General features: G+C 42.7%; 11 protein-coding genes and 5 pseudogenes. 6 read left to right on the top strand and 10 right to left on the bottom strand.

From position 1 onward, the window contains the following. Window positions 1-20 precede the first annotated feature (20 nt). The 3 genes from N4J56_RS16665 to N4J56_RS16655 all read right to left on the bottom strand — a co-directional run bounded on the left by N4J56_RS16665 (window position 21) and on the right by N4J56_RS16655 (window position 4686). Window positions 21-1949: a right-handed parallel beta-helix repeat-containing protein gene (locus N4J56_RS16665; protein WP_317107443.1), complete on the bottom strand. Its 1929-nt coding sequence runs from the start codon at window positions 1947-1949 to the stop codon at window positions 21-23. 535 nt (window positions 1950-2484) lie between these two features. Continuing rightward, window positions 2485-3405 carry a phytanoyl-CoA dioxygenase family protein gene (locus N4J56_RS16660; protein ID WP_317107442.1) on the bottom strand — a complete coding sequence of 307 codons (921 nt, stop codon included), beginning with the start codon at window positions 3403-3405 and terminating at the stop codon, window positions 2485-2487. 249 nt (window positions 3406-3654) lie between these two features. Next, the gene (locus tag N4J56_RS16655; protein WP_317107441.1) at window positions 3655-4686 is read right to left on the bottom strand and encodes a GDP-mannose 4,6-dehydratase; all 1032 of its coding nucleotides are present in this window, start codon (window positions 4684-4686) and stop codon (window positions 3655-3657) included. 638 nt (window positions 4687-5324) lie between these two features. Between N4J56_RS16655 and N4J56_RS16650 the strand changes: the two genes are divergently transcribed. Then, window positions 5325-6566 carry a glycosyltransferase family 4 protein gene (locus tag N4J56_RS16650; protein ID WP_317107440.1) on the top strand — a complete coding sequence of 414 codons (1242 nt, stop codon included), beginning with the start codon at window positions 5325-5327 and terminating at the stop codon, window positions 6564-6566. A gap of 193 nt (window positions 6567-6759) precedes the next feature. On the opposite strand, the gene N4J56_RS16645 is transcribed toward N4J56_RS16650, so the two are convergent. After that, the gene (locus N4J56_RS16645) at window positions 6760-7071 is read right to left on the bottom strand and encodes a hypothetical protein (RefSeq protein ID WP_317107439.1); all 312 of its coding nucleotides are present in this window, start codon (window positions 7069-7071) and stop codon (window positions 6760-6762) included. A gap of 464 nt (window positions 7072-7535) precedes the next feature. Here N4J56_RS16645 and N4J56_RS16640 point away from each other — a divergent pair, with 464 nt between their 5' ends. After that, window positions 7536-7781, top strand: a complete 246-nt coding sequence (locus tag N4J56_RS16640) for a hypothetical protein (RefSeq protein ID WP_317107438.1) — start codon at window positions 7536-7538, stop codon at window positions 7779-7781. Window positions 7782-7889: 108 nt separating this feature from the next. Here the strand turns inward: N4J56_RS16640 and N4J56_RS16635 are convergent, their stop codons facing one another. From N4J56_RS16635 to N4J56_RS16625, 3 genes are all read right to left on the bottom strand, one after another. After that, window positions 7890-9356: a sensor histidine kinase gene (locus N4J56_RS16635; RefSeq protein WP_317107437.1), complete on the bottom strand. Its 1467-nt coding sequence runs from the start codon at window positions 9354-9356 to the stop codon at window positions 7890-7892. 2 nt (window positions 9357-9358) lie between these two features. Beyond that, window positions 9359-11020, bottom strand: a complete 1662-nt coding sequence (locus N4J56_RS16630) for an FAD-dependent oxidoreductase (protein WP_317107436.1) — start codon at window positions 11018-11020, stop codon at window positions 9359-9361. Between the two features lie 213 nt (window positions 11021-11233). Then, window positions 11234-12241, bottom strand: coding sequence for an STAS domain-containing protein (locus N4J56_RS16625; RefSeq protein ID WP_317107435.1), 1008 nt, complete (start codon window positions 12239-12241; stop codon window positions 11234-11236). Window positions 12242-12820: 579 nt separating this feature from the next. On the opposite strand from N4J56_RS16625, the gene N4J56_RS16620 reads away from it, so the two are divergent. Continuing rightward, complete coding sequence (locus N4J56_RS16620) at window positions 12821-13294, top strand: transposase (RefSeq protein WP_317106468.1); 474 nt, start codon at window positions 12821-12823, stop codon at window positions 13292-13294. A gap of 46 nt (window positions 13295-13340) precedes the next feature. After that, window positions 13341-13490: a hypothetical protein gene (locus N4J56_RS16615; RefSeq protein ID WP_317106469.1), complete on the top strand. Its 150-nt coding sequence runs from the start codon at window positions 13341-13343 to the stop codon at window positions 13488-13490. A gap of 4 nt (window positions 13491-13494) precedes the next feature. Here the strand turns inward: N4J56_RS16615 and N4J56_RS16610 are convergent. Beyond that, window positions 13495-14679: pseudogene (locus N4J56_RS16610) on the bottom strand (AGE family epimerase/isomerase); the annotation flags it as partial. Between the two features lie 37 nt (window positions 14680-14716). Further along, window positions 14717-16246 (bottom strand): annotated as a pseudogene (locus tag N4J56_RS16605) (glycogen debranching protein); the annotation flags it as partial. Window positions 16247-16285: 39 nt separating this feature from the next. Here N4J56_RS16605 and N4J56_RS16600 point away from each other — a divergent pair. Beyond that, window positions 16286-16977 (top strand): annotated as a pseudogene (locus N4J56_RS16600) (IS1 family transposase). Between the two features lie 17 nt (window positions 16978-16994). Here N4J56_RS16600 and N4J56_RS16595 read toward each other — a convergent pair. Beyond that, window positions 16995-17597, bottom strand: a pseudogene (locus N4J56_RS16595) (glycogen debranching enzyme); the annotation flags it as partial. A 668-nt stretch (window positions 17598-18265) separates the two neighbouring features. Between N4J56_RS16595 and N4J56_RS16590 the strand changes: the two are divergent. Further along, window positions 18266-19329 (top strand): annotated as a pseudogene (locus N4J56_RS16590) (IS4 family transposase). The last annotated feature ends 178 nt before the right edge of the window (window positions 19330-19507 follow it).

The raw sequence follows: 19507 nt of genomic DNA, 5'->3' as shown, positions 1-19507 counted from the left end.
GAGTAGCTATGTATGGAGAGTTATCTTTCTAGAAAAGTGTCTTGTGGATCGCCTTGAATAGAGGAACCTGCAAGTAACCCAACAGTACCATATTCATACGCCCCCACGTCTGGCTTTCCATCGAATACAGGCATGTTTATACCCGACAAGGGAACCGCAGTATTGATAGAAGGAGAATGACTGCGCAGGCGAAAGTCTCCTGCTCTCGGATTTACAAATTCCGAAGCTACAACCCCTTCCCGATTGTTTGAGATTGCCGCACCACCACTTTTATCGTAATAAGTCGTTCCTGACAACTGCGCAATATTGTTTGATATCCGGCTATTCTTCGTGCCACCACCCTTACCATTCCAGTTTCCGGCGAAAAAGACAGCCTTATCGTCATAACCCCAGAGGGTATTGTTATGTACAAAAATGTCCTTGACAACGTGACCGTTATAGTGAATGAAAATTGCCCAATTAATTCGTCCACCAGTATTAGTAACATTGTGATGGATGTATGCACCATGCGTTCCATCATCTAGATAAATTGCCATACCTTTTCCGTTGTCAACAAAAGGAGTGTTGACTAAGCCGATGTAATTGTATGCAATGACACCGCCCTCAAGAGTTCTCTGCGCTGTCGGGCGATCGCAGAAATTGCAAATATAAATTCCCGTTTGTCCGCTGTCAAGTAGTAGCCGTCCCGTGTCGGAGATGGAGTTATACATTATCTGGGGACGACGTATGCTTCCAGCGTGAATTCCCGTGCCAGAACTCTTTCGTATTGTATTTCTGAAGATCTTATTATCATTGCCACTGATAACAATGGGAGCGCCCTGGCTGCTCCAAGCTAAGTCTTCGACTAAATTATTCTCAATGGTGATGCGATCGCCTGATATTGAGATTCCCGAACCCCACCCATGTCCGATATATGAATTCTTAATAGTATTATCAGAACCCGATACAGAAATTCCTGGAAATGCTACATAGCCGTGACCGTTGTAATTTGTTTGAAAGGGAGAATGGTAGCGAAAGATCGAGCGATCGATCGTACAGTTGACTGCATTTTCCATCCGAACGGAAGCGCCTCGAAAGACGATACCTTTGATTGTCACGTTTCTGCGCTGACTTAAATCGAATCCCCACAGTCTGACTTGAGCTTCAACAAGCTTTGATGTCAGCATCTCGTTATTCGGTGGATAGATATAGAGGTTTGAATTTCCCCAATACCATTCACCTGGAGCATCAAGTGCGTTTAAGTGGTTGATGATAAAGCCTCTACCGCTTCCCTCAAATTCATGCCATGCAGGGTTAGAGATCGTAGCGCTAATCTCTGTTAGCGCGAGTTTGTTGCCACTAGAAGAAGCGATCTTACCTATGTTAGGAGCGTAGAAGTTATTTCCATTCAGTCCGAAGAAGTAGCCTCCATTCCAAAAGTCACTAAATACATTCATGCCGTTTAGAAACTGGACGTTTGCCCTTCCTCTACCATTATTATTGACTTGTGTAGCGCCCCATGTTCTCGAATCGAGGTAATCGTTACCTACATTAGGATATCGGGCAAGAGAAAGATAGTTGCCTTGAACAAATACGGCATACACCTTTTTGGGCAGTGAAGTACGGAAGACACGATCTGAATGACGAAACCAATTGCTGACAAGATCTGTGCCTGTCACTACAACCCGCTCTCCAGGCGCAGCCACAAAGGTTTGTCCGTCTTTCGGTATGACTGTTTCTCTATAAACACCTTGCCTAATAATGCAGGTATCATCTGTCCCCATCGATTCAGCAGCTTTCTGAAGTGTTTGCCAGGGTCTTGCCATCGAGCCATTTCCCGATACATCATTGCCTGACTTTGCATCAACATAGAAGGTAGTAGTAGAAGAACCTTCACATGTGGAAAAGAGCGGTATTAGGGCAACAAGACTACAGAATAGTACGAATTTAGAAGCTATCTTAGATTTCATATCACTCCAGTTCCTAGTATTGTCAAAATTCACTTGTTCATCTAGCTCAGTTGCATAGTTAGAAAAAATAGTTTTGCTGGAAAATTGCATTGTCAGAATTTTGACTTTTAAGTAGGTGGGAAATAATAGCTTTGGTAATGCTAAGCGATAACTTAGTAAGATCTTTGTGTTTTCTTGATTACAACTAGCGGTGCTGTCAGCAATACACGAAATATATTAGTAGTAATTCTTAGTAATCTATTGCTAATAAAAACAACAATAAAATAATTAAGAGATGCAATTGTAACAATAATATCCCAGAGATTGCTGTAATAAACTTGACAATACTCTGGGATTATTTCAATGCAAGTAGTAAATTAGTAGTTGCACAATCCTTCTAGAAACATATTTTTACAACAAATCTAGAACGATTAATAGTCGATCGACATTCGTGCATTGCAATCTATTTTTAAATAATGCAATTCGATTCAATCTTAATTTTAAAGAAAGTATTAAGACCTATCTTCTTGCATTCATTTATAACAAAACTAAAGATTTAAAAGAAACTATAAGTATTTAACACAAACTTTATTTGGAGGATGAGTCGATCTTTCTTAGTAGGAATATTTGCTCTGTGGAAACAGAACTGATCTTCAGCAAATCCCGAGCCCGCTTCTCCACAAATATTTACAATTCTCTCACTACCATAATAATTAATTAACTCTCGTTCGGGTTTGTCTCTGTCTATGGACAACTGATATTGTAGCTTTTTCTTACTATGACTACCTTTCACATAGGCATGGGGACCGCTGTCCAAATCTACATCTGTTAGATAAAACAGAAATTGTAAGCAGCGATAATCATCTAGATCGTAATGAAATAATCCTTGAGCGAATCGCAAGCGCTCATCTAACTGTTCTACAGGAGTAGCAAAACTCCACCAGATCATAGTGCTTTTAAGAATAGGCTCGCCAACTAGGTATTTTGCAGCAATTTGCCGTAACTTAGGGTCATCTCCTAACTTTTTAATTGCCGTACAAGATAGGGAAGGCTTATAATGATAGCCAAATAAGAACGGCTTTCCATACTTAGCTTCTTGTTCTTCTTTATTGCTGAGAGTGAAAGGAAGTTCAAATCTACCATTGCCCAAATAATAGGTTTGATTAGTAAATTCTAAAATTTCGCTTAATACATAATTTGGCAAATGAATTCCTAAGCAAACCCCATCTCGTTGTAAATTTTCCACAACGGAGTCAACATCGATTTCCGTAAATAAGGAAGAGTCCGTCGTGGGAAGAATAAGCTCTGGTTTACTAGCTAATAAAATCATTAGCGAACGAATAATATGTATACGCCCAAAAATAAACATGAGCAACCATTGAGGATTTTTGAATCCATGATCGGTATACTCACCTAGCCTTCGTTTAAACTTAAAATATAGCTTGTACCAGTAAGAATAAGAAATAGTTACGTTCATAGTGTATTCTAAATCTAGTCTACTTTGACTTAGTTAGAGAAAATACATTTTTTTCAATGAAAGTTGAAAACTTTCTTTTGTGATGCTACTACAAGGAACGAAAGCAAGCGATACAGAAAAAGTCAGAAAAGTTTAGTCCTTGTCGTTTCGATCGGATTTAGTTAAGCTTTATTGAAAACTGCGATTGCAATGTTCGGAATTATTTCGTAATTTTGCTGAGCTTGCCAACCAGTAATGCTGAAAGTCATTCTAGAAAGCTGTAGCTAGACCTAAATATTTATCTCTTTCCTTATTGTATGCTGCTGTCCTGCTGCCATTCACAAGCTCAATCTGTGCTTGAATCATCATTTGTACAACTGCACTATCGTTGAGTTTATAATGCGCTTGCCATCCCAGCTTTTTTCTGGCTTTAGCGGGATTACCTTTGCTAACAGCAATTTCTGTTGGTCGAAATAAACTTGTATCTATTACAACACGATCGCGCCAGTCTAAGCCTACACAGGCAAAGACTGCTGCTACAAAATCTTCTAACTTACAACTTTCTCCGGTTGCAATGACGTAATCATCTGGCTGCCCTTGTTGTAGCATTAGCCACATTGCTTTAACGTACTCTGGAGCCCATCCCCAGTCACGCTGAATAGAAATATCGCCTAAATAAAGCTTTTCCTTACTACCTTTAGCAATTCGGTTAGCTGCGGATACAATCTTTTGAGTGACGAATCTCTCCGGTCGCAAGGGAGATTCGTGGTTGAATAGAATACCAGAACAAGCAAACAAATCGTAGGCTTTGCGGTAGTTAGCAACTTGCCAAAAAGCGGATGCCTTAGCTACGGCATAAGGACTTTTAGGACGGAATGGCGTAGTTTCATCTGCTGCTTTGCCTTCAGTATCTCCAAAACACTCACTCGACGCAGCATTATAAAACTTAATGGGGCGATCGATAAAGCGTAAGGCTTCTAATACATTTAAAGTACCGATTGAGATGCTTTCAAAGGTTTCAACTGGTTGATCGAAAGAGAGGCTGACTGAACTTTGTCCTGATAAATTGTATACTTCATCTGGCTGAAATTTATTCAGAATTTGTAGAACACTACGAAAGTCGTTCAGGGCAACGGATTCTAATTTTAACTGTTCGCGGATTCCCAGGCGTAGTAAATTTTGAAAAGAAGAAATTTGTGCGTCTCGTGAGGTTCCACAAACAGCATAACCCTTATCAATTAACAACTGAGCTAGATACGCCCCATCTTGACCTGATACTCCAAAAATTAATGCTTTCTTCATAAGATAATTCACTATTTTTCACTGGAGAACTCAATCGCAAACTATATTTCAAAAAATATTTTTATTAGCAGCTGCGACAATTAAACAATTAACAACGCTCGCCAAATCTTAAAATCGAGTTATTTTTCTCAAAGAATAGGTATTCCAAAAGCGATCGTAATCTTATGTATCGATACACTTCGTACATTTATCATTGAGACAATTTCCGATCGTTTTTTTATATCTTAAACGTACAAAAAATTTTAAAAGCATGTTTTACGCGGTCGTTTTGTGTAAGTTTTTGCATTTCGATCGATTGGTGTCAGCTATAAAAGCTTTTCACATATTCCTCTATAAATTTGCATTAATCAATATGGATAAGTTCAGGTATTCATAGCTGAATAAATCGAGCTAAGACAATCGGAATAGAAAAAGCAAAAAAATACGTTTTTTACTGGATTTTGAGAATAGTTATATAACTGGCGATCGCATTAACTTTTCTATAACTTTTAAATATGGGTTTTTATAGTCGTGCTAAGTGCTACAGCGTCCTTATATCTTGGTATCTAGAATAGCTCTAGTCAGACAATATTACTGAACTTTTCTAGAATGACAAAATTTGACTATTGAAGGAATATGTTGAAAAAGCGTAATTGTATATGAAAATTGCTATCTGGCATAACTTACCAAGTGGTGGTGGAAAGAGAGCCTTATATCATCACGTAAAAGGCTTATTGGAGCGCGGTCACACTTTAGAATCTTGGTGTCCTCCAACGGCAGACCAATCTTATCTTCCTTTAAACGAATTAATCAAAGAAAATATAGTGCCACTTGCTCAGTTACCTATGAAAAGAAGGAGTAAGTTTATAAAACAGCCATTTTCACCTTATTTTCATGCGTTGAATAGTATCCAAGCGATGGATGCACATTGTCAACAATGTGCTGCTGAAATTAACTGTGGTGGCTTCGATGTACTTTTCGCCAATGCCTGTACTTTTTTTCGCACGACTGCAATTGGTCGATATGTCAAAGTACCAACAGCGATTTATCTTCAAGAACCTAATCGGGAGCTATACGAAGCTATGCCAAGCCTGCCTTGGGCAGCTATACCACCTCCGGCAAAGGCTTGGTGGTCGAGTAGTTATGTCTCAGCATTTCTCAAAAATCTGATTCAGGTACAAGGGTATAGGCTTCAAGTTCGAGAAGAGTTACAGAATGCGCGAGCGTTCGATGTAGTTTTAGTTAATTCCCTTTTTAGCCGAGAAAGTGTTTTAAGAGCTTATGGATTAGATGCTAAAGTTTGTTATTTAGGAATTGATACCGAACTCTTTAAGCCATCACAAGTTCCTCGAAAGAAAATTGTCGTCGGTCTTGGAGGTATTTATTCTGGCAAAGGACTTGAGCGTGCAGTTCGCGCTATCGGCACAATACAGAAAGAAAAAAGACCAGATTTAATATGGATCGGAAATTTTTCTGTCAATAGTTATCAGCAAAAAATTGAACAGCTTGCTAGATCTTTAGAAGTTAACTTTATGGCTAAGGTGCAGCTCGCGGATGATGAGATCGTCAAACTTTTGAGTCAAGCTGCAGTCATGATTTATACTCCTGTTCTAGAGCCATTTGGTTTTGCGCCTCTTGAAGCAAATGCTTGTGAAACTCCGGTTGTGGCGATCGCTGAAGGAGGAATTAGAGAAAGTATCAAAGATGGAATTAATGGTTTTTTAATTAATGGTGACGAGCCAATTCTGATTGGTAAGGCTATCTCTTCTCTTTTAGATAATCCTGATATAGTAGAAAAAATGGGCGAACGAGCTAGAAAATACGTACTAGAAAATTGGAGTTGGAAGCAAGCAAATGACTGTTTAGAGAATTATTTACTGAGCTTAATAGTCAAACGTTAGAAACCGCTCGGGACGCGCTCGGTTCTGCGGTTGCTTCGATCGCGTAAAGAATTACAAACTATCTGCCTGTCTGACACTGTTGCCAAGGTTCGCGAATGAAGTAAAGGGCATCACGCCCCTGTACTTCCATGCCACCTCGATTCTGCGTTCTCCAACGAGTGACAAATTTTTTCCCATTGTGGCGGCGTTCGACTCATCGCTCCATCAACAAGATAGTCCAGCTATTGATGGCAGCTAAAACATTTTCTTTGATGTTGCCACCTGCCTTCCCCCGTTGGCGCATAATTTGACGGAACTTCACGCCAGTTCTTATGTATGAAACATCAGCGTTATCCCAGTTGAGTATTAAGGGAGTGCCACTTTCTCTAGCTAGTATGTATGCTGTTGCTAGGTAGGAGTCAGAAGGGTTATTGTAGGGGTTAATCGCACTAGAATTAATCTCTTGAATCGTATCGTGGTTTCTGCCAAAGGTGACGCTACGCGAATCATCTACAGATGTTGGCACTCGTAGCGATCGCAAATCTCCACCAAAGGTAAATGCTGCTTGTATCCTGACATTTATGAGCTTGAGCGATTAGCTAGCGCAAATCTTCTGGGGAACCTTTGCCTGCGATAACGTCGTAGTCTACGAGTTGATATCGCGCTCACCATTTTTGACTGGAATTAGACTTTTGTGCTGGCGCAATTTGGATGTGAGAGTAACCTTGGTCGGCAAGTTGGCAGACAAACTTTTTGACATCGTTCCCGAGTCAAATTTCAATTTTCATAACCGTACAAATCGCATTACTCCTACTAAAACGTTGGCTAAATGTAACTTTGTCACAAAGATTATTGTACTATTTATACAAATTGAATGAGTTTTTCAATAGTAATAAAAGCGTGTTAGTGTAATTTACTCCTAGTAGTAGATTCATCAAGTTTTATAATAGAATACTCTATCCGTAGCTCAGAAAAAGCAAACGAATAGACATGGCTGACAAAGATGCGTTTTTACATCCCCGTCACCGCTATCGGGGTAAATTCACACCAGAATATTTAGTATTCAATGCCAATTTACAAGAGTTTGCTCAAAAAATTGGTTATATTGTTAGCTTGCAAACTAATGGCAAAATTTCTACAGAAGAAGCTTGTCGTCGAATTAAAGTAATTTGGCGAGAGTTAGAACTTTCTAGAGAGAAATTGGGAATTGGGTATGATGAGCCAACTAAAGATTAACCAAATATGCACTCAAATTTTTGATATATCAACATTCAAGTGAAAAGACAATAGCATTAACTGTATCGAAAGTAGCCATGCATACACAATTACTGCGCGGCTAACTTTTTAGCATAACTCGCCACTCACTAAGATCGATGAAAGTTGAGTACTTGGAAGTTGAATACTTGAGTTTTCCTGACGATTTCGCACTTGACACGGAGCGATCGGCAGGCGAACGTGAAAGCAAGTGTTTCCTGGCTCAGAATGAAAGCGGATGTCGCCTGTGTGTTTCTCTATAATTCGATAGCTAATAACCAAACCTAAGCCAGTTCCTTGACCCACACCCTTGGTAGTAAAAAATGGCTCGAAGATACGCTCTTGAATGTCTGGCGGAATGCCTGGACCGTTGTCAGCAATCTCTACGAGCAAATCATTGTTGTCTCGCGCTGTACGAATCCAGATTTGTCCGCGTCCGTCCATTGCATCGATCGCATTGTCGATCAAGTTAGTCCAAACTTGGTTCAACTCACTTCCATAGGCGCAAATAGTAGGCAGGCTGCGATCGTACTCGCGCGACACAGCTACACCGCCCTTAAGTTTGTGACCTAGCATAATCAACGTACTTTCAATTCCCTGGTGTACGTCTAAATCTTGCATTGGCGCTCGATCCATATAGGAATACTCTTTGACTGCTTTAACTAGCTCGGAAATGCGTCCTGCGCTCTGCTCAATTTCGTCTAATAACCCCAGTCCAGTCAGCGTTGCCTCGATCCAGGTCAGTACTTTACCTAAGGATTGAGTAGGCACATGTTCCATGACAACATTCAGCCATTCTGTATCCAGTCCTGCCACTGCCAGGGTAGGGGCGAGATTCCAGCTATCTTCAACGTCGTTTGCCTCAAGCCAGATGGCGATCTCATCCTCTCGATCGCTCTGCACGAGCGGATCTAATTGTAGTGGTGTTGCGGCACGCGCGATCGCGTCTTGCAGAATATTTGCTAGAAAAGCCATTTGCGTGCTTGTCATCTGCTGTTGATTCAGACTGAGTGCCAGTAAGAGCAATTCTTGGAATAATTCGTGCATGTGCTTCGCACCTCGACTGACCGCTGCTGCTGGATTATTAAGTTCGTGGGCAAGACCAGCTGCCATAGTACCTAGTGCGAGCAGCTTTTCGTGGTGTCGTGATGTTGTTTCCAAGATTTGCGTCCGCTGGGCTGTTATGACCAGCAGATCGCGTGTAATCGAAGGACATCTGGTTAGCATTTGCCAGAAAGCATGTGTGTCCCATTTCAATACGCGACTAGCTTTTGTAGCCCGTCCGCTAGCAAAGTAAGGCATATCTAATAAAATTAACTCGTGACCTGTATACGTTCCTGGTCCAAAGGTCATCATATGCCTTTCTATGCCACCAACTTTTTTTGTCAGTTGTATTTCGCCTTCTACAAGCACGTAGAAATTTTTCGGCGGCTCTCCTTCAAGTGCTAGATACTCTCCAGTGGCTAGCTGAATCAGGCTACCGTGTTCGGCTAACCATTGCAATTGCTCGTCTGTGAGTTCTGCAAAGAGCGATGTTTGTCTTAAGGCATCAAGCATAATTACATCTTACTCAGGTATTGATGAATGAACTGAACGGCAATCGAACCTTCTCCCACCCCTGAAGCAATGCGCTTCACCGAACCGTGACGCACATCTCCAGCCACAAAAATGCCAGGTACGCTACTTTCGAGCAGAAAAGGCTCGCGATCGAGCGTCCATCCTTTGATGCAGCGTCCATTACGGTTTAAACTTGCTCCGGTCAAGATAAAACCTTGTTCGTCTCTTGCCACGATGCCATCTAACCAATCTGTACGCGGTTTAGCACCAATCATGACAAAGAGTAAGTTTGTAGGAACAGATTGCTTTTCGCCTGTCTGGGCATCAGCAATCGTAATTGCCTCCAAACAGTTTTCACAATGAACCTGGACGATGCTAGAGTGTACCCTAACTTCAATGTTCTCTGTTGCTGAAATTTGGTCTATTAAATATTGGGACATGCTTTTAGCGAGAGAATCACCGCGCACCAGCATTCTCACACGGCTAGCGTATTTAGCAAGATAGACCGCTGCTTGTCCGGCTGAGTTAGCCCCGCCAACGATGTAAATCTCTTGATTTAAGCAAGAGAGTGCTTCAGTCATTGCTGCCCCAGTATATACGCCAGCTCCGATCAGATTGTCGATCCCAGGTATATCAAGTCTGCGATACGAGATCCCAGTAGCAATAAGCATTGCATGGCAGCAAACCTCTGTGCCATCGCTCAGTGTCAAAATACGATAGGGATCGGCGACTCGAACACCAGACACCTCTTGCGGCGAGAGAATCTCCACGCCGAACCGTTTGGCTTGAGTTACTGCACGTCGGGCTAGATCCGCTCCACTCAGTCCAACGGGAAAGCCCAAGTAGTTCTCAATCCGAGAACTCGTTCCTGCTTGCCCGCCTGGGGCTTCTTTTTCAATTAACACGGTTCGCAATCCCTCAGACGCTCCGTAGACTGCTGCTGCTAGACCAGCTGGACCAGCGCCGACGATCGCTAAGTCGTAGAATGGCATTTGGGCATGAGTTCGCAATCCGAGTTTCTGGGCAATTTGCGTATTTGTCGGTTGTATTAAGTGAGAACCATCAGGAAATAATACCAGTGGTAAATTTGCAGCACCAGATTCGCTGTAGTTAGCCCATTGGCGTGCCTCTTCTTCTACCTCAATGTCCAGCCATTGATAAGGCACGTGGTTGCGAGCCAAAAAACCTTTGATTTGATGCAGATGGGGCGACCAACGCGAATCAACAATTCGCAAACCTTCAAAGGGCGGACGACAGGACGAAATCCAATCATCTAGTAAATCGTCCAGCACGGGATATAGTTTTTCATGTGGCGGGTCCCATGGCTTGAGAAGGTAGTAATCAATCTTTGCTGTGTTGATGGCGCGGATCGCAGCATCGGTATCCGCATATGCAGTTAGCAAGACCCGCTTTGCATCTGGAAAAAGTTCCATCGCCTGTTCGAGAAACTCTACCCCTGCGATCTCTGGCATCCGCTGATCTACCAAGAATAGTGCCACCATTTCCCTGCGTAACTTAACTTGTTGCAGTGCCTTCAGAGCTGTTAAACCCGATTCAGATCGCATGACTCGGAATCGGCTACCATACTCGCGTCGGAGATCGCGCTCGATCACTCGCAAAACTCCTGGATCGTCGTCTAAAGTTAACAGAACAGGATTAGCCACAGTTACTCCTTCATAACCTAGTCGCGTTACGACCAGCAGCGAAATTTTCGATGCAAGTGTCCCCGCTCGGTCAAATGTTCCCACCCAGTCTAAAAGTATTGGTATGGCAACAGGCAGGGCAACACCTGCAAAATCTTTTTCACCAAAAACTAAGCACTAACTCAGAAATCATTTGGTGTCAGAGATGTTTGTTATACAAATGGACAGTTATTTTTAGGGAACCAAATACGCATTGGCTGTTTCAGTAACATCATACCGATCGGACAAAGTAATGCCTTGACAGAATGAACTCATCTTGAGGTAATTCTTCACATTTTCCTGCGCGCCAACTACATGAATTTCAACCTCAGAACCTAGCTTTTGCTTGGTGAAAATTAGGAAACGCAGTCCAGCACTAGAGATACATTTTAGGTCTTGTAACAGAAAGACGAGGCGCTTGAGTGGCTGTGTTTGTATCTTTTCTAACTCTGCTTCCAAAATTTGTATTGCATCTGCATTTAGTAAGCCAGTTAATGAAATCTTGGCAGTGCCATCAGCGACTTCCAGTAAAGCGGCATCAAAGAAAACCTGAATCGGCAGAATTCTGACTCTGACTCTCACTCGATCGCGAGTATCAGGCAGTTTGACAGTCAGATTGTCGGCATCAAAATCAGTATACGATCGATCGTCAATCCACACTTCACCAATTCGCACGCTACCTGGTGGCAAAATATCCGGTGCAACGCGCAGGATATTGTCTTTGAATGCTCCTGGTCTGGGCTTAAAGTATAAGTCCATTGGCTGTTTCGTAATCAGCAGATTCGTGTAGACCGCAGCCAAGTAAGCTAACTCGAACGAGTGGTAGCCGCTCATTGAATGGCTGCCTTTGCCACGTTCAGTCCCCATTAGATACGGAATTCCGTTTGCCAAGACATTAAAGTAGACACCACCAGACTGATTATCGAGGAACCAAGCATTATAGAAAGCTGCTGACTCCCGTGCTAAACGTCGATACTCAGTATTACCAAGGGAACCAGCTAGGATTAAGTAAGCTAAAATAGCTTGCTCTTGTTGCCACCAAGCCTTGCGATCGTGCCAGACGAAGCGGTGTACTTCTTGTCCTGGTTCCAAACTGCGCTCTACGACATCATACCAGCCTCCACGTTGGCGATCGCTACCAACATCTGGCATAATTTCGGCAATTTCTTCGGCTAGAGTGGTATACCTGAGATCTTGCACCATTCTCAATAAAGGGTTGCCAAAAGAGCCAAAATCTGGAAGAAAGGGCGTAGGAATAATTTGAGTTGACGATTATGGAAACCATCGTCGAATACGCCCAAGGGCTAGTCTATAGCCTTCTTTGCTTAATGCCTAGCACATACCAGAAAGCCAGTCTAAACGCCCTGTTCGGGCTGTTTCTTGAAGCTCAAGGATATCCTTTACCCCAGCACACCCAGGTGAAATCCGCTTCTTCATTGAGTCGATTTTTGAATCACTACAATTGGTCTACTCGTAGCGTGATTCGCACGACTCGTCAAATGGTGTTGCAGCAAGTGACCGCTCATCCCCCTCATCCAAGCACTCCTTTGCGAGTGTTGATCGATCTAACGACATTCGAAAAGTGCGGCAAGTTTTTGCAGTTGAGTACGCCGACGAATGACCCCAAGGCACCTGACCCCTGGGTGAGAATACTTAACGGTAAGCGGGGATTACATTTAGTAGTATTGTACCTGGTGGTGGGTGAGTGGCGAGTGCCTTGGAGCTTTCGGGTCTGGCGGGGCAAAGGCTATCAAGCGCCCAGTACAATTAGCCTGCAAGTTGTTGGCAACGGTTCCAACCCAGTTGAGTCAGGGCAGGGTGGTCATTGTACAGGCAGATACGGAGTTTGGCACCGTAGAGTTTCTCAAAGCAGTGCGAAAGCAGTCGTGGCGAGCAGTCGTGGGGATGCGCTGCAATCGCAAAATGCAGGACGGTCGTCATCTAAAGCAACTGTATCGCCATGCCAACCGTGGACAACAGGTGTATTTAGCGGGAGACACACAGCCACTGACGGTGTCCTGGTTCTGGCTCAAACGAGCCGAAGGCAAGCGAGAACTGCGCTTTGTCGTTTCTACCCATCCTTACTCTGGCATTTATCTGGTGCGGCTAGGACGTAAGCGCTCTTGCATTGAGGGCTTTTTCAAAACGAGCAAACATCGTTTTGGGCTGCATCGCTTTGGGCAAACTACGAAACTTGGTGTCTATCGCTGGCTCATCAAGAGCGCTAATTGCCTATCTATTGGCGCATTGGATTGACCAATGGTCACTACCTCCTGTCCTGGATTGGAAAGCTGCCAGTGATTTGGCATTAACTGTACTGTTTCCCTCGGTTCTGTGGTTACAATTGCTGCGGTTCATCCGAGTCAATGCTGACATTGCTGCACAATTCGATTTTGAAATTATCCTCAAACCTTTACCCATTCTTGCTTATCGAGAATGCTGCAAGATCTGAGTTACCTTTCTTTTGGTTTTAAGTGGTTCATGCGCATCAGATTCCAAGCAATTTTGAGGTTATGACCCACCACTGCTCGGTTCTGCTGCCAACCCCACGTCGTGTCGTGACTCCAATCTTCATAGAAACGCTCTTGCACAAATGGGCTATTGTCGAAATCTGGGAAACGTTTCTCAATGGTGTCAAACGTATACTCAAGGAAGTCGGCGTATTTGTCTTCGCCAGTTGCTAACCAAAGGTTGCTCAAATAGGCTGGAGCATGATCGCCAACTGAATTCCAGTTCTTTTTAGCGCGGTTTCTCCCTAAAGTCTCGGCATAAGGGCTGAGGGTAATGGGATCGATGTGAGAGAAAAAGCCGCCTTTGTCTGTTTTGTCTAGGAGATAGCGGTTAAATAAATTGACAGTTAATTCAATGTCGTTCATGATGCGTGGGTCGCCTGTCACCCGATAAGTCTGGGTGGGACCAGCCAAGGCATAAATTTGCTCGTATGCTGGCAGCGCATCATAATCATCCCCAAATTCTGAGGCAAATATTTTCTGTTCGCTACCATCTGGCTTCACATCAACACCATGATACCAGTAGCAGATTTCTTCGCCTTCATCGAGAAAACGCATGTGTTCGCGCAGATATTCAGTACCTTTTTCCGCCGCTTCTAGGTAGCGATCGTCACCAATCATCATGTATGCTGTGGCGAAACCGTAAACTAGGCGAGAGATGGTATCAGTTTCCTGACGGTTGGAATCTTCTTTGAAACCCACTAAACCGATTCCAGTACGATATTTACGATAGTCGATTTCACCATCTTCAAACTGTGCCTTCAGATAAAAATTGGCAAGATTTCGGATCTGTTTTACCCACCAGTCCGGTCTTTCAAACAGATACTCGTTTTCTGTCCGACCCAGAAAGACAACGTGTTTGGCTTCAAACTTATTCCGATCTGCTTCAGGATAGAAGATGCCGTAGGCAAAAAGATAGCGATTGAGGACAAGCATTGACTGCATTTGGCTAGTACAGTCATAGTAAGGTTCTCCTAGATTGCGTACCATTTCTGCATAGGTTGTCGAGGTTAATGCTACCTCAAAATGTCTACCATCAGAAGTTTTAAGACCAAATGTACTTTTGCTTAAGTCGAATTCAGTTACGTATCCTGCGATCGAGTCCGAAAATGAAAAACCCGTATTACTCATTGAATAGCTCCATTGAGGGAAATTGATGTTTTACTAACTATTTAGAAATGAGAACGACGACACTACGCTCTTTGACAGGGCAAACATTGCCTGAAACCAAGATTTCTTTCCCTGGCTCCATGATGTCGATCGGGGAAGGTTCCGCAGTATCAATGACTTTGTACCAATTCCTACCCTGAATTGAGGGAGTTTCAAATTCTAAAGCATCCCAGTACATATTGAACATGATATGAATATCTGCTTCTTCTTCAAAACCACCTAAAGTCAAGGCAAGAACTCTAGAATGAGGATCGTACCATCCTGGATTGAACAACTTTGTGCCGTGCCAAGACATATCTGCTAAACCACGCTCATTGACATCGCCACTGAAGAACTGGGAACGGCGTAAAGCAGATTGACAATAGCATTTACGAAACTCGATCACCAGCTTAAAGAACCTGAATATATCAGCATTCTTCTCTACCAAACTCCAGTCAAACCAACTAATATCGCTATCTTGACAGTAAGCATTATTATTACCTTGTTGAGTACGCCTGACTTCATCGCCAGCCACAATCATTGGTACGCCCTGCGACAGTAGAAGAATAGCTGCGAAGTTTTTAATTTGTCGCCGACGCAATGCATCAATTTCTCGATCTTCAGTTTCCCCTTCAACACCACAATTCCAGCTCAAGTTATCATTAATGCCATCGCGATTACCTTCGCCATTAGCTTCATTGTGTTTATTGTTGTAAGAAACTAAATCATTGAGAGTGAACCCATCATGGCAAGTGATGAAATTAACGCTATTAATTGGTAAATGTCCACTGGCTTGATAGAGATCGGCACTACCAGCAATTCGCCAAGCAGCAGCTCCTGCTAGTCCTGAATCTCCTTTGACAAAGCGGCGAATGTCATCCCGGTAGCGTCCATTCCATTCTGCCCATCGATAGCCAGGAAAGTAGCCAATTTGATAAAGCCCAGCAGCATCCCATGCTTCTGCAATAATTTTGGTATCGGCTAAGATTTCAGATGTTTCAATGTGCCATATGACTGGTGGATGAATTAAAGGTACTCCATCTTGACCTCTGGCGAGGATAGAACCTTCGTCAAATCGGAAACCATCAACGTGCATTTCCTTCACCCAGAATTCCAGGCAATCTACAATTAACTTTTCCACCATAGGATGGTTACAGTTAACAGTATTTCCGCACCCGGAATAGTCCATGTAGTAATACTTGTTGAACGGTACTAGGTGATAGTAAATGCTATTGTCAAGTCCTTTAAAGTTAATCGTAGGACCGTCATGGTTGCCCTCGTCCGTGTGGTTAAAGACTACATCCAAGATCACCTCAATCCCTGCTTTGTGCAGTGCCTTAACCAGATCTCGAAACTCTCGGATCTGGCTCCCTATTTCTGGTGAGGTACAATATGAACCTTCAGGTGCAAAGTAGCTATGTGGATTGTATCCTCAATAGTCTCTTAGTGGCTTACCGTCAACCTCTCGAAAAATATTTTTTTCATCAAAGTCAAAAATTGGCATCAGTTCAACAGCCGTGATCCCCAACTCTTTTAGATAAGGAATCTTGGCATTGCATAATAGAGGTATGAATTGAGGTAAGTTGCGATGCAATGTCCAGAGTGCCAATCAACTCATATTCGGAAGAATGGCATCAAGCGAGGTAAACAGAACCACATTTGTGTTGATTGTGGGCGACAATTCATTGAACACTATGAAACATGCAGAGGTTACAGCGATGAAGTCAAACGGGAATGCTTGAAAATGTATGTGAATGGCATCGGTTTTCGAGGAATTGAACGAGTTAAAGGTGTTCATCATACGACAATCATTCACTGGCTCAAGCAAGTAGGTAACAATCTGCCTGATGCTGATGCCCCAGAAACAGTCCCCCAAGTCGGTGAACTAGATGAACTAGAAACCTTCGTCGGTGCAAAAAAAACAAAATCTGGCTGTGGACAGCAGTAGATCACTTCACTTCAGGGATTTTAGGTTGGGCGTTGGGCGACCATAGTGCTGAAACCTTTGCCCCGCTATGGGCGATCGTTGCCCAATGGCGGTGCTACTTTTATGTTACGGATGGTTGGAGTGTTTATCCAGGTTTTATTCCAGACGGCGATCAAATTGTCAGTAAGACTTATATGACCAGAGTTGAGTCCGAAAATACAAGACTGAGGCACTATCTGGCTCGGCTGCATCGAAAGACACTGTGCTACTCCAAATCAGAAGAAATGCTGAAATATTCAATTCGATTGTTACTGCACTATCTCAAATTCTGGAATGTTCCAGTTCCTCAATAGTTCATATCTCTATTCAGCAACGCCGGAATCTTCTCGACAATTCCAGAGAAAGTACCGCAGTGTTGACAGCCTGAAGAAGGGGACTTAGTAAATCCTGCGACATGAAGCTCATAAACGATCGTCTCACTCATGGGTCGGTTGAGCGGGCGATCGCCTTGCCAGTCATAGTCCGATATATCAACGACTACGCTACGCATTGAGGTAGCTATGTTATCTTTTGTCCCTAAAGCATCGACGCGACTCCAAAGCACATTGGTATTTCCCTTTGCATATGGATCGAGCAATACCTTATTCCCGTCAAAGCGATGTCCTGCTTGTCTGTCCTGAGGTCCACTCACCCGATAAGCATAGTACGTGCATGGTTTCAATCCTCTAACATAGACATGCCAAAAGTGAAAGGTTTTATTTATCCTTGGATCTAATTGAATAATCTGTGCAGGTTCAAGATCGTCATGATTATCAAATAACAAAAGCTCTACAGAGGTGGCATGTTCTGAAAAGATTGCAAAATTGACTCCTTCAGAATTTGGCGTTGCACCCAAGGGATGTTGGCATCCTGGCTCCAATTGGTATTTAGTCTTCGCTAGCTCAACTTGCTGTGTAGCTGTAGTTAGAATCATTACTCTTCCTGACTATTTTTTTACGACATTTGCTGATTATGCTCAGCAATTGAAGGCTCAGTAAAAACCTAGAAATTTGCCCAAGCTGCCTCTAAAGCAGTATTCATTTGAACTCACTTCATCAGATTAGTTTGAAGTTTTTGTTAGCTGTATAGCAAGAAAAAAATGGATGGGCGGGTATAGCTTTTTTCTCGATTATTCAGTTGCGATCGCTTGCTTGCTGAAGCTTCGGCATTTTGGCACGCTACTTAAGCGTTGTGCAATAGACTATTGAGTTTTAGCCGATGTTTGATACTGAAAAGCTTATGTAACAAGAAGTAAGAACACAATGGTTGAACTTTCGGAGCTGGTTTGCATTCTTTAGGAGCTACTCGGTATCGAGGTCTTAACGTTATACAAACTACTTTTTTAGAACCATTTGCTGACGAGATTAATAACTTAATAGAACTAATATAGAGTGCGAAACATTTTAGAAAGCGCTTGTAGTTTTCAATAATCTGATTTAATGTTTTTAGATAATTAGCTAAATCAACCTGATGTTGTTTGAATTATTCCAAAAATTTTGAGTTTTGTTTGTTTGAGAAAAACCTCAGTACAGGACAAAAGCTTGCAAATGGTTGACAGAAAAGGATTTCATGAAAATTACCACATTTAACACATGAAACCCTATGAATCAGGTTACTCTAATCCAAAAAACATTGCAGCCCCACTTGGGTTGGCATGGAGCACGAGTGGCTTTTCTGGCACTGTTCCTAATCGCTTTGTTTCGAGTCAAGACGGTGAATTTGACCCAACTGGCGACGGGATTCATCGGCAAAGCTAAATTGGAATCGAACTACAAACGCTTGCAACGGTTCTTTGGTGAGTTTGAGTTGAATTATTACGCCATTGCCCAATTTGTCGTTCATCTGATGGACATCCCTCAACCGTGGGTTTTGTCTATCGACCGAACGACTTGGGAGTTTGGCGATGTTTGCCACAATATTCTGATGCTAGGGGTCGTCCATAATGGCGTGGCTTTTCCACTGCTGTGGTGGATGCTGGATCAAAAAGGTAACTCTAATACTTCGGAGCGGATTGAATTATTGGAGGAGTTTTTTGAGGTGTTTCCCACGGCTGAAGTAGACGATTTAACGGCTGACCGAGAGTTTCTTGGAACTGATTGGTTTGAGTATTTGTTGGAGCAAGGAATGGTAGAGTTTCGCATTCGCATTCGTGAAAGTGACAAACTCGACAATCTCCAGCAATCGCTCAAAGCCAAAGTGGTCTTCAGCAACCTGAAACCCGGACAGCATCAAGTCTTGCGTCATCGTCGCTACTGTTTGGGGACACTGGGTTTACGTCGCCGCATTGCGACTCGAAGATGGAAAATTTCTGATTGTTGTGACGAACCATCGTCCTCGTCGTGCCATTACTGATTACGCTAAACGGTGGGCAATTGAGACCCTGTTCGGCTGTTTGAAAACCCGTGGGTTTTGTTTAGAGTCAACTCACCTTCAAGACCCAGAACGACTTAGTCGGATGATAGCCTTGCTAACCATTGCCCTGTGCTGGGCATTTTGCACGGGGCAATGGTTAGCTCAACAACGGGCAATCAGCATCAAAAAACACGGACGCAAAGCCAAAAGCATCTTTCGCGCTTGGTTTCGACCATATCCGAAATATTGTTCTCAATTTAGAGCAGAAAATGAATGATTTCTTGAATGTTCTACAATTTTTGTCCTGTACTTAGGAGAAAAACAATTATTTCATGAAATTAAAATTTATGTATTCCAACTTCTAATCTCATCTATCTAAAAATAGCTATAAAGGATTCCGTTTCACAATCTTAAGGAAATGTTAAAAAAATTATTGAGCGTTAAAATCAAAATAATGCAAACTTAATTCTAATTTTTGTCTCTTCTCTAAAA

Source organism: Chroococcidiopsis sp. SAG 2025 (genome assembly GCF_032860985.1).
Lineage (GTDB): Bacteria > Cyanobacteriota > Cyanobacteriia > Cyanobacteriales > Chroococcidiopsidaceae > Chroococcidiopsis.
This window is presented reverse-complemented; position numbering and strand designations above follow the sequence as displayed.

Bases quoted from the DNA above. Each gene is read 5' to 3' on its own strand.
- N4J56_RS16665 (WP_317107443.1), bottom strand. From the start codon at position 1,949: ATGAAATCTAAGATAGCTTCTAAATTCGTACTATTCTGTAGTCTTGTT.
- N4J56_RS16660 (WP_317107442.1), bottom strand. From the start codon at position 3,405: ATGAACGTAACTATTTCTTATTCTTACTGGTACAAGCTATATTTTAAG.
- N4J56_RS16650 (WP_317107440.1), top strand. From the start codon at position 5,325: ATGAAAATTGCTATCTGGCATAACTTACCAAGTGGTGGTGGAAAGAGA.
- N4J56_RS16640 (WP_317107438.1), top strand. From the start codon at position 7,536: ATGGCTGACAAAGATGCGTTTTTACATCCCCGTCACCGCTATCGGGGT.
- N4J56_RS16625 (WP_317107435.1), bottom strand. From the start codon at position 12,241: ATGGTGCAAGATCTCAGGTATACCACTCTAGCCGAAGAAATTGCCGAA.
- N4J56_RS16635 (WP_317107437.1), bottom strand. From the start codon at position 9,356: ATGCTTGATGCCTTAAGACAAACATCGCTCTTTGCAGAACTCACAGAC.
- N4J56_RS16655 (WP_317107441.1), bottom strand. From the start codon at position 4,686: ATGAAGAAAGCATTAATTTTTGGAGTATCAGGTCAAGATGGGGCGTAT.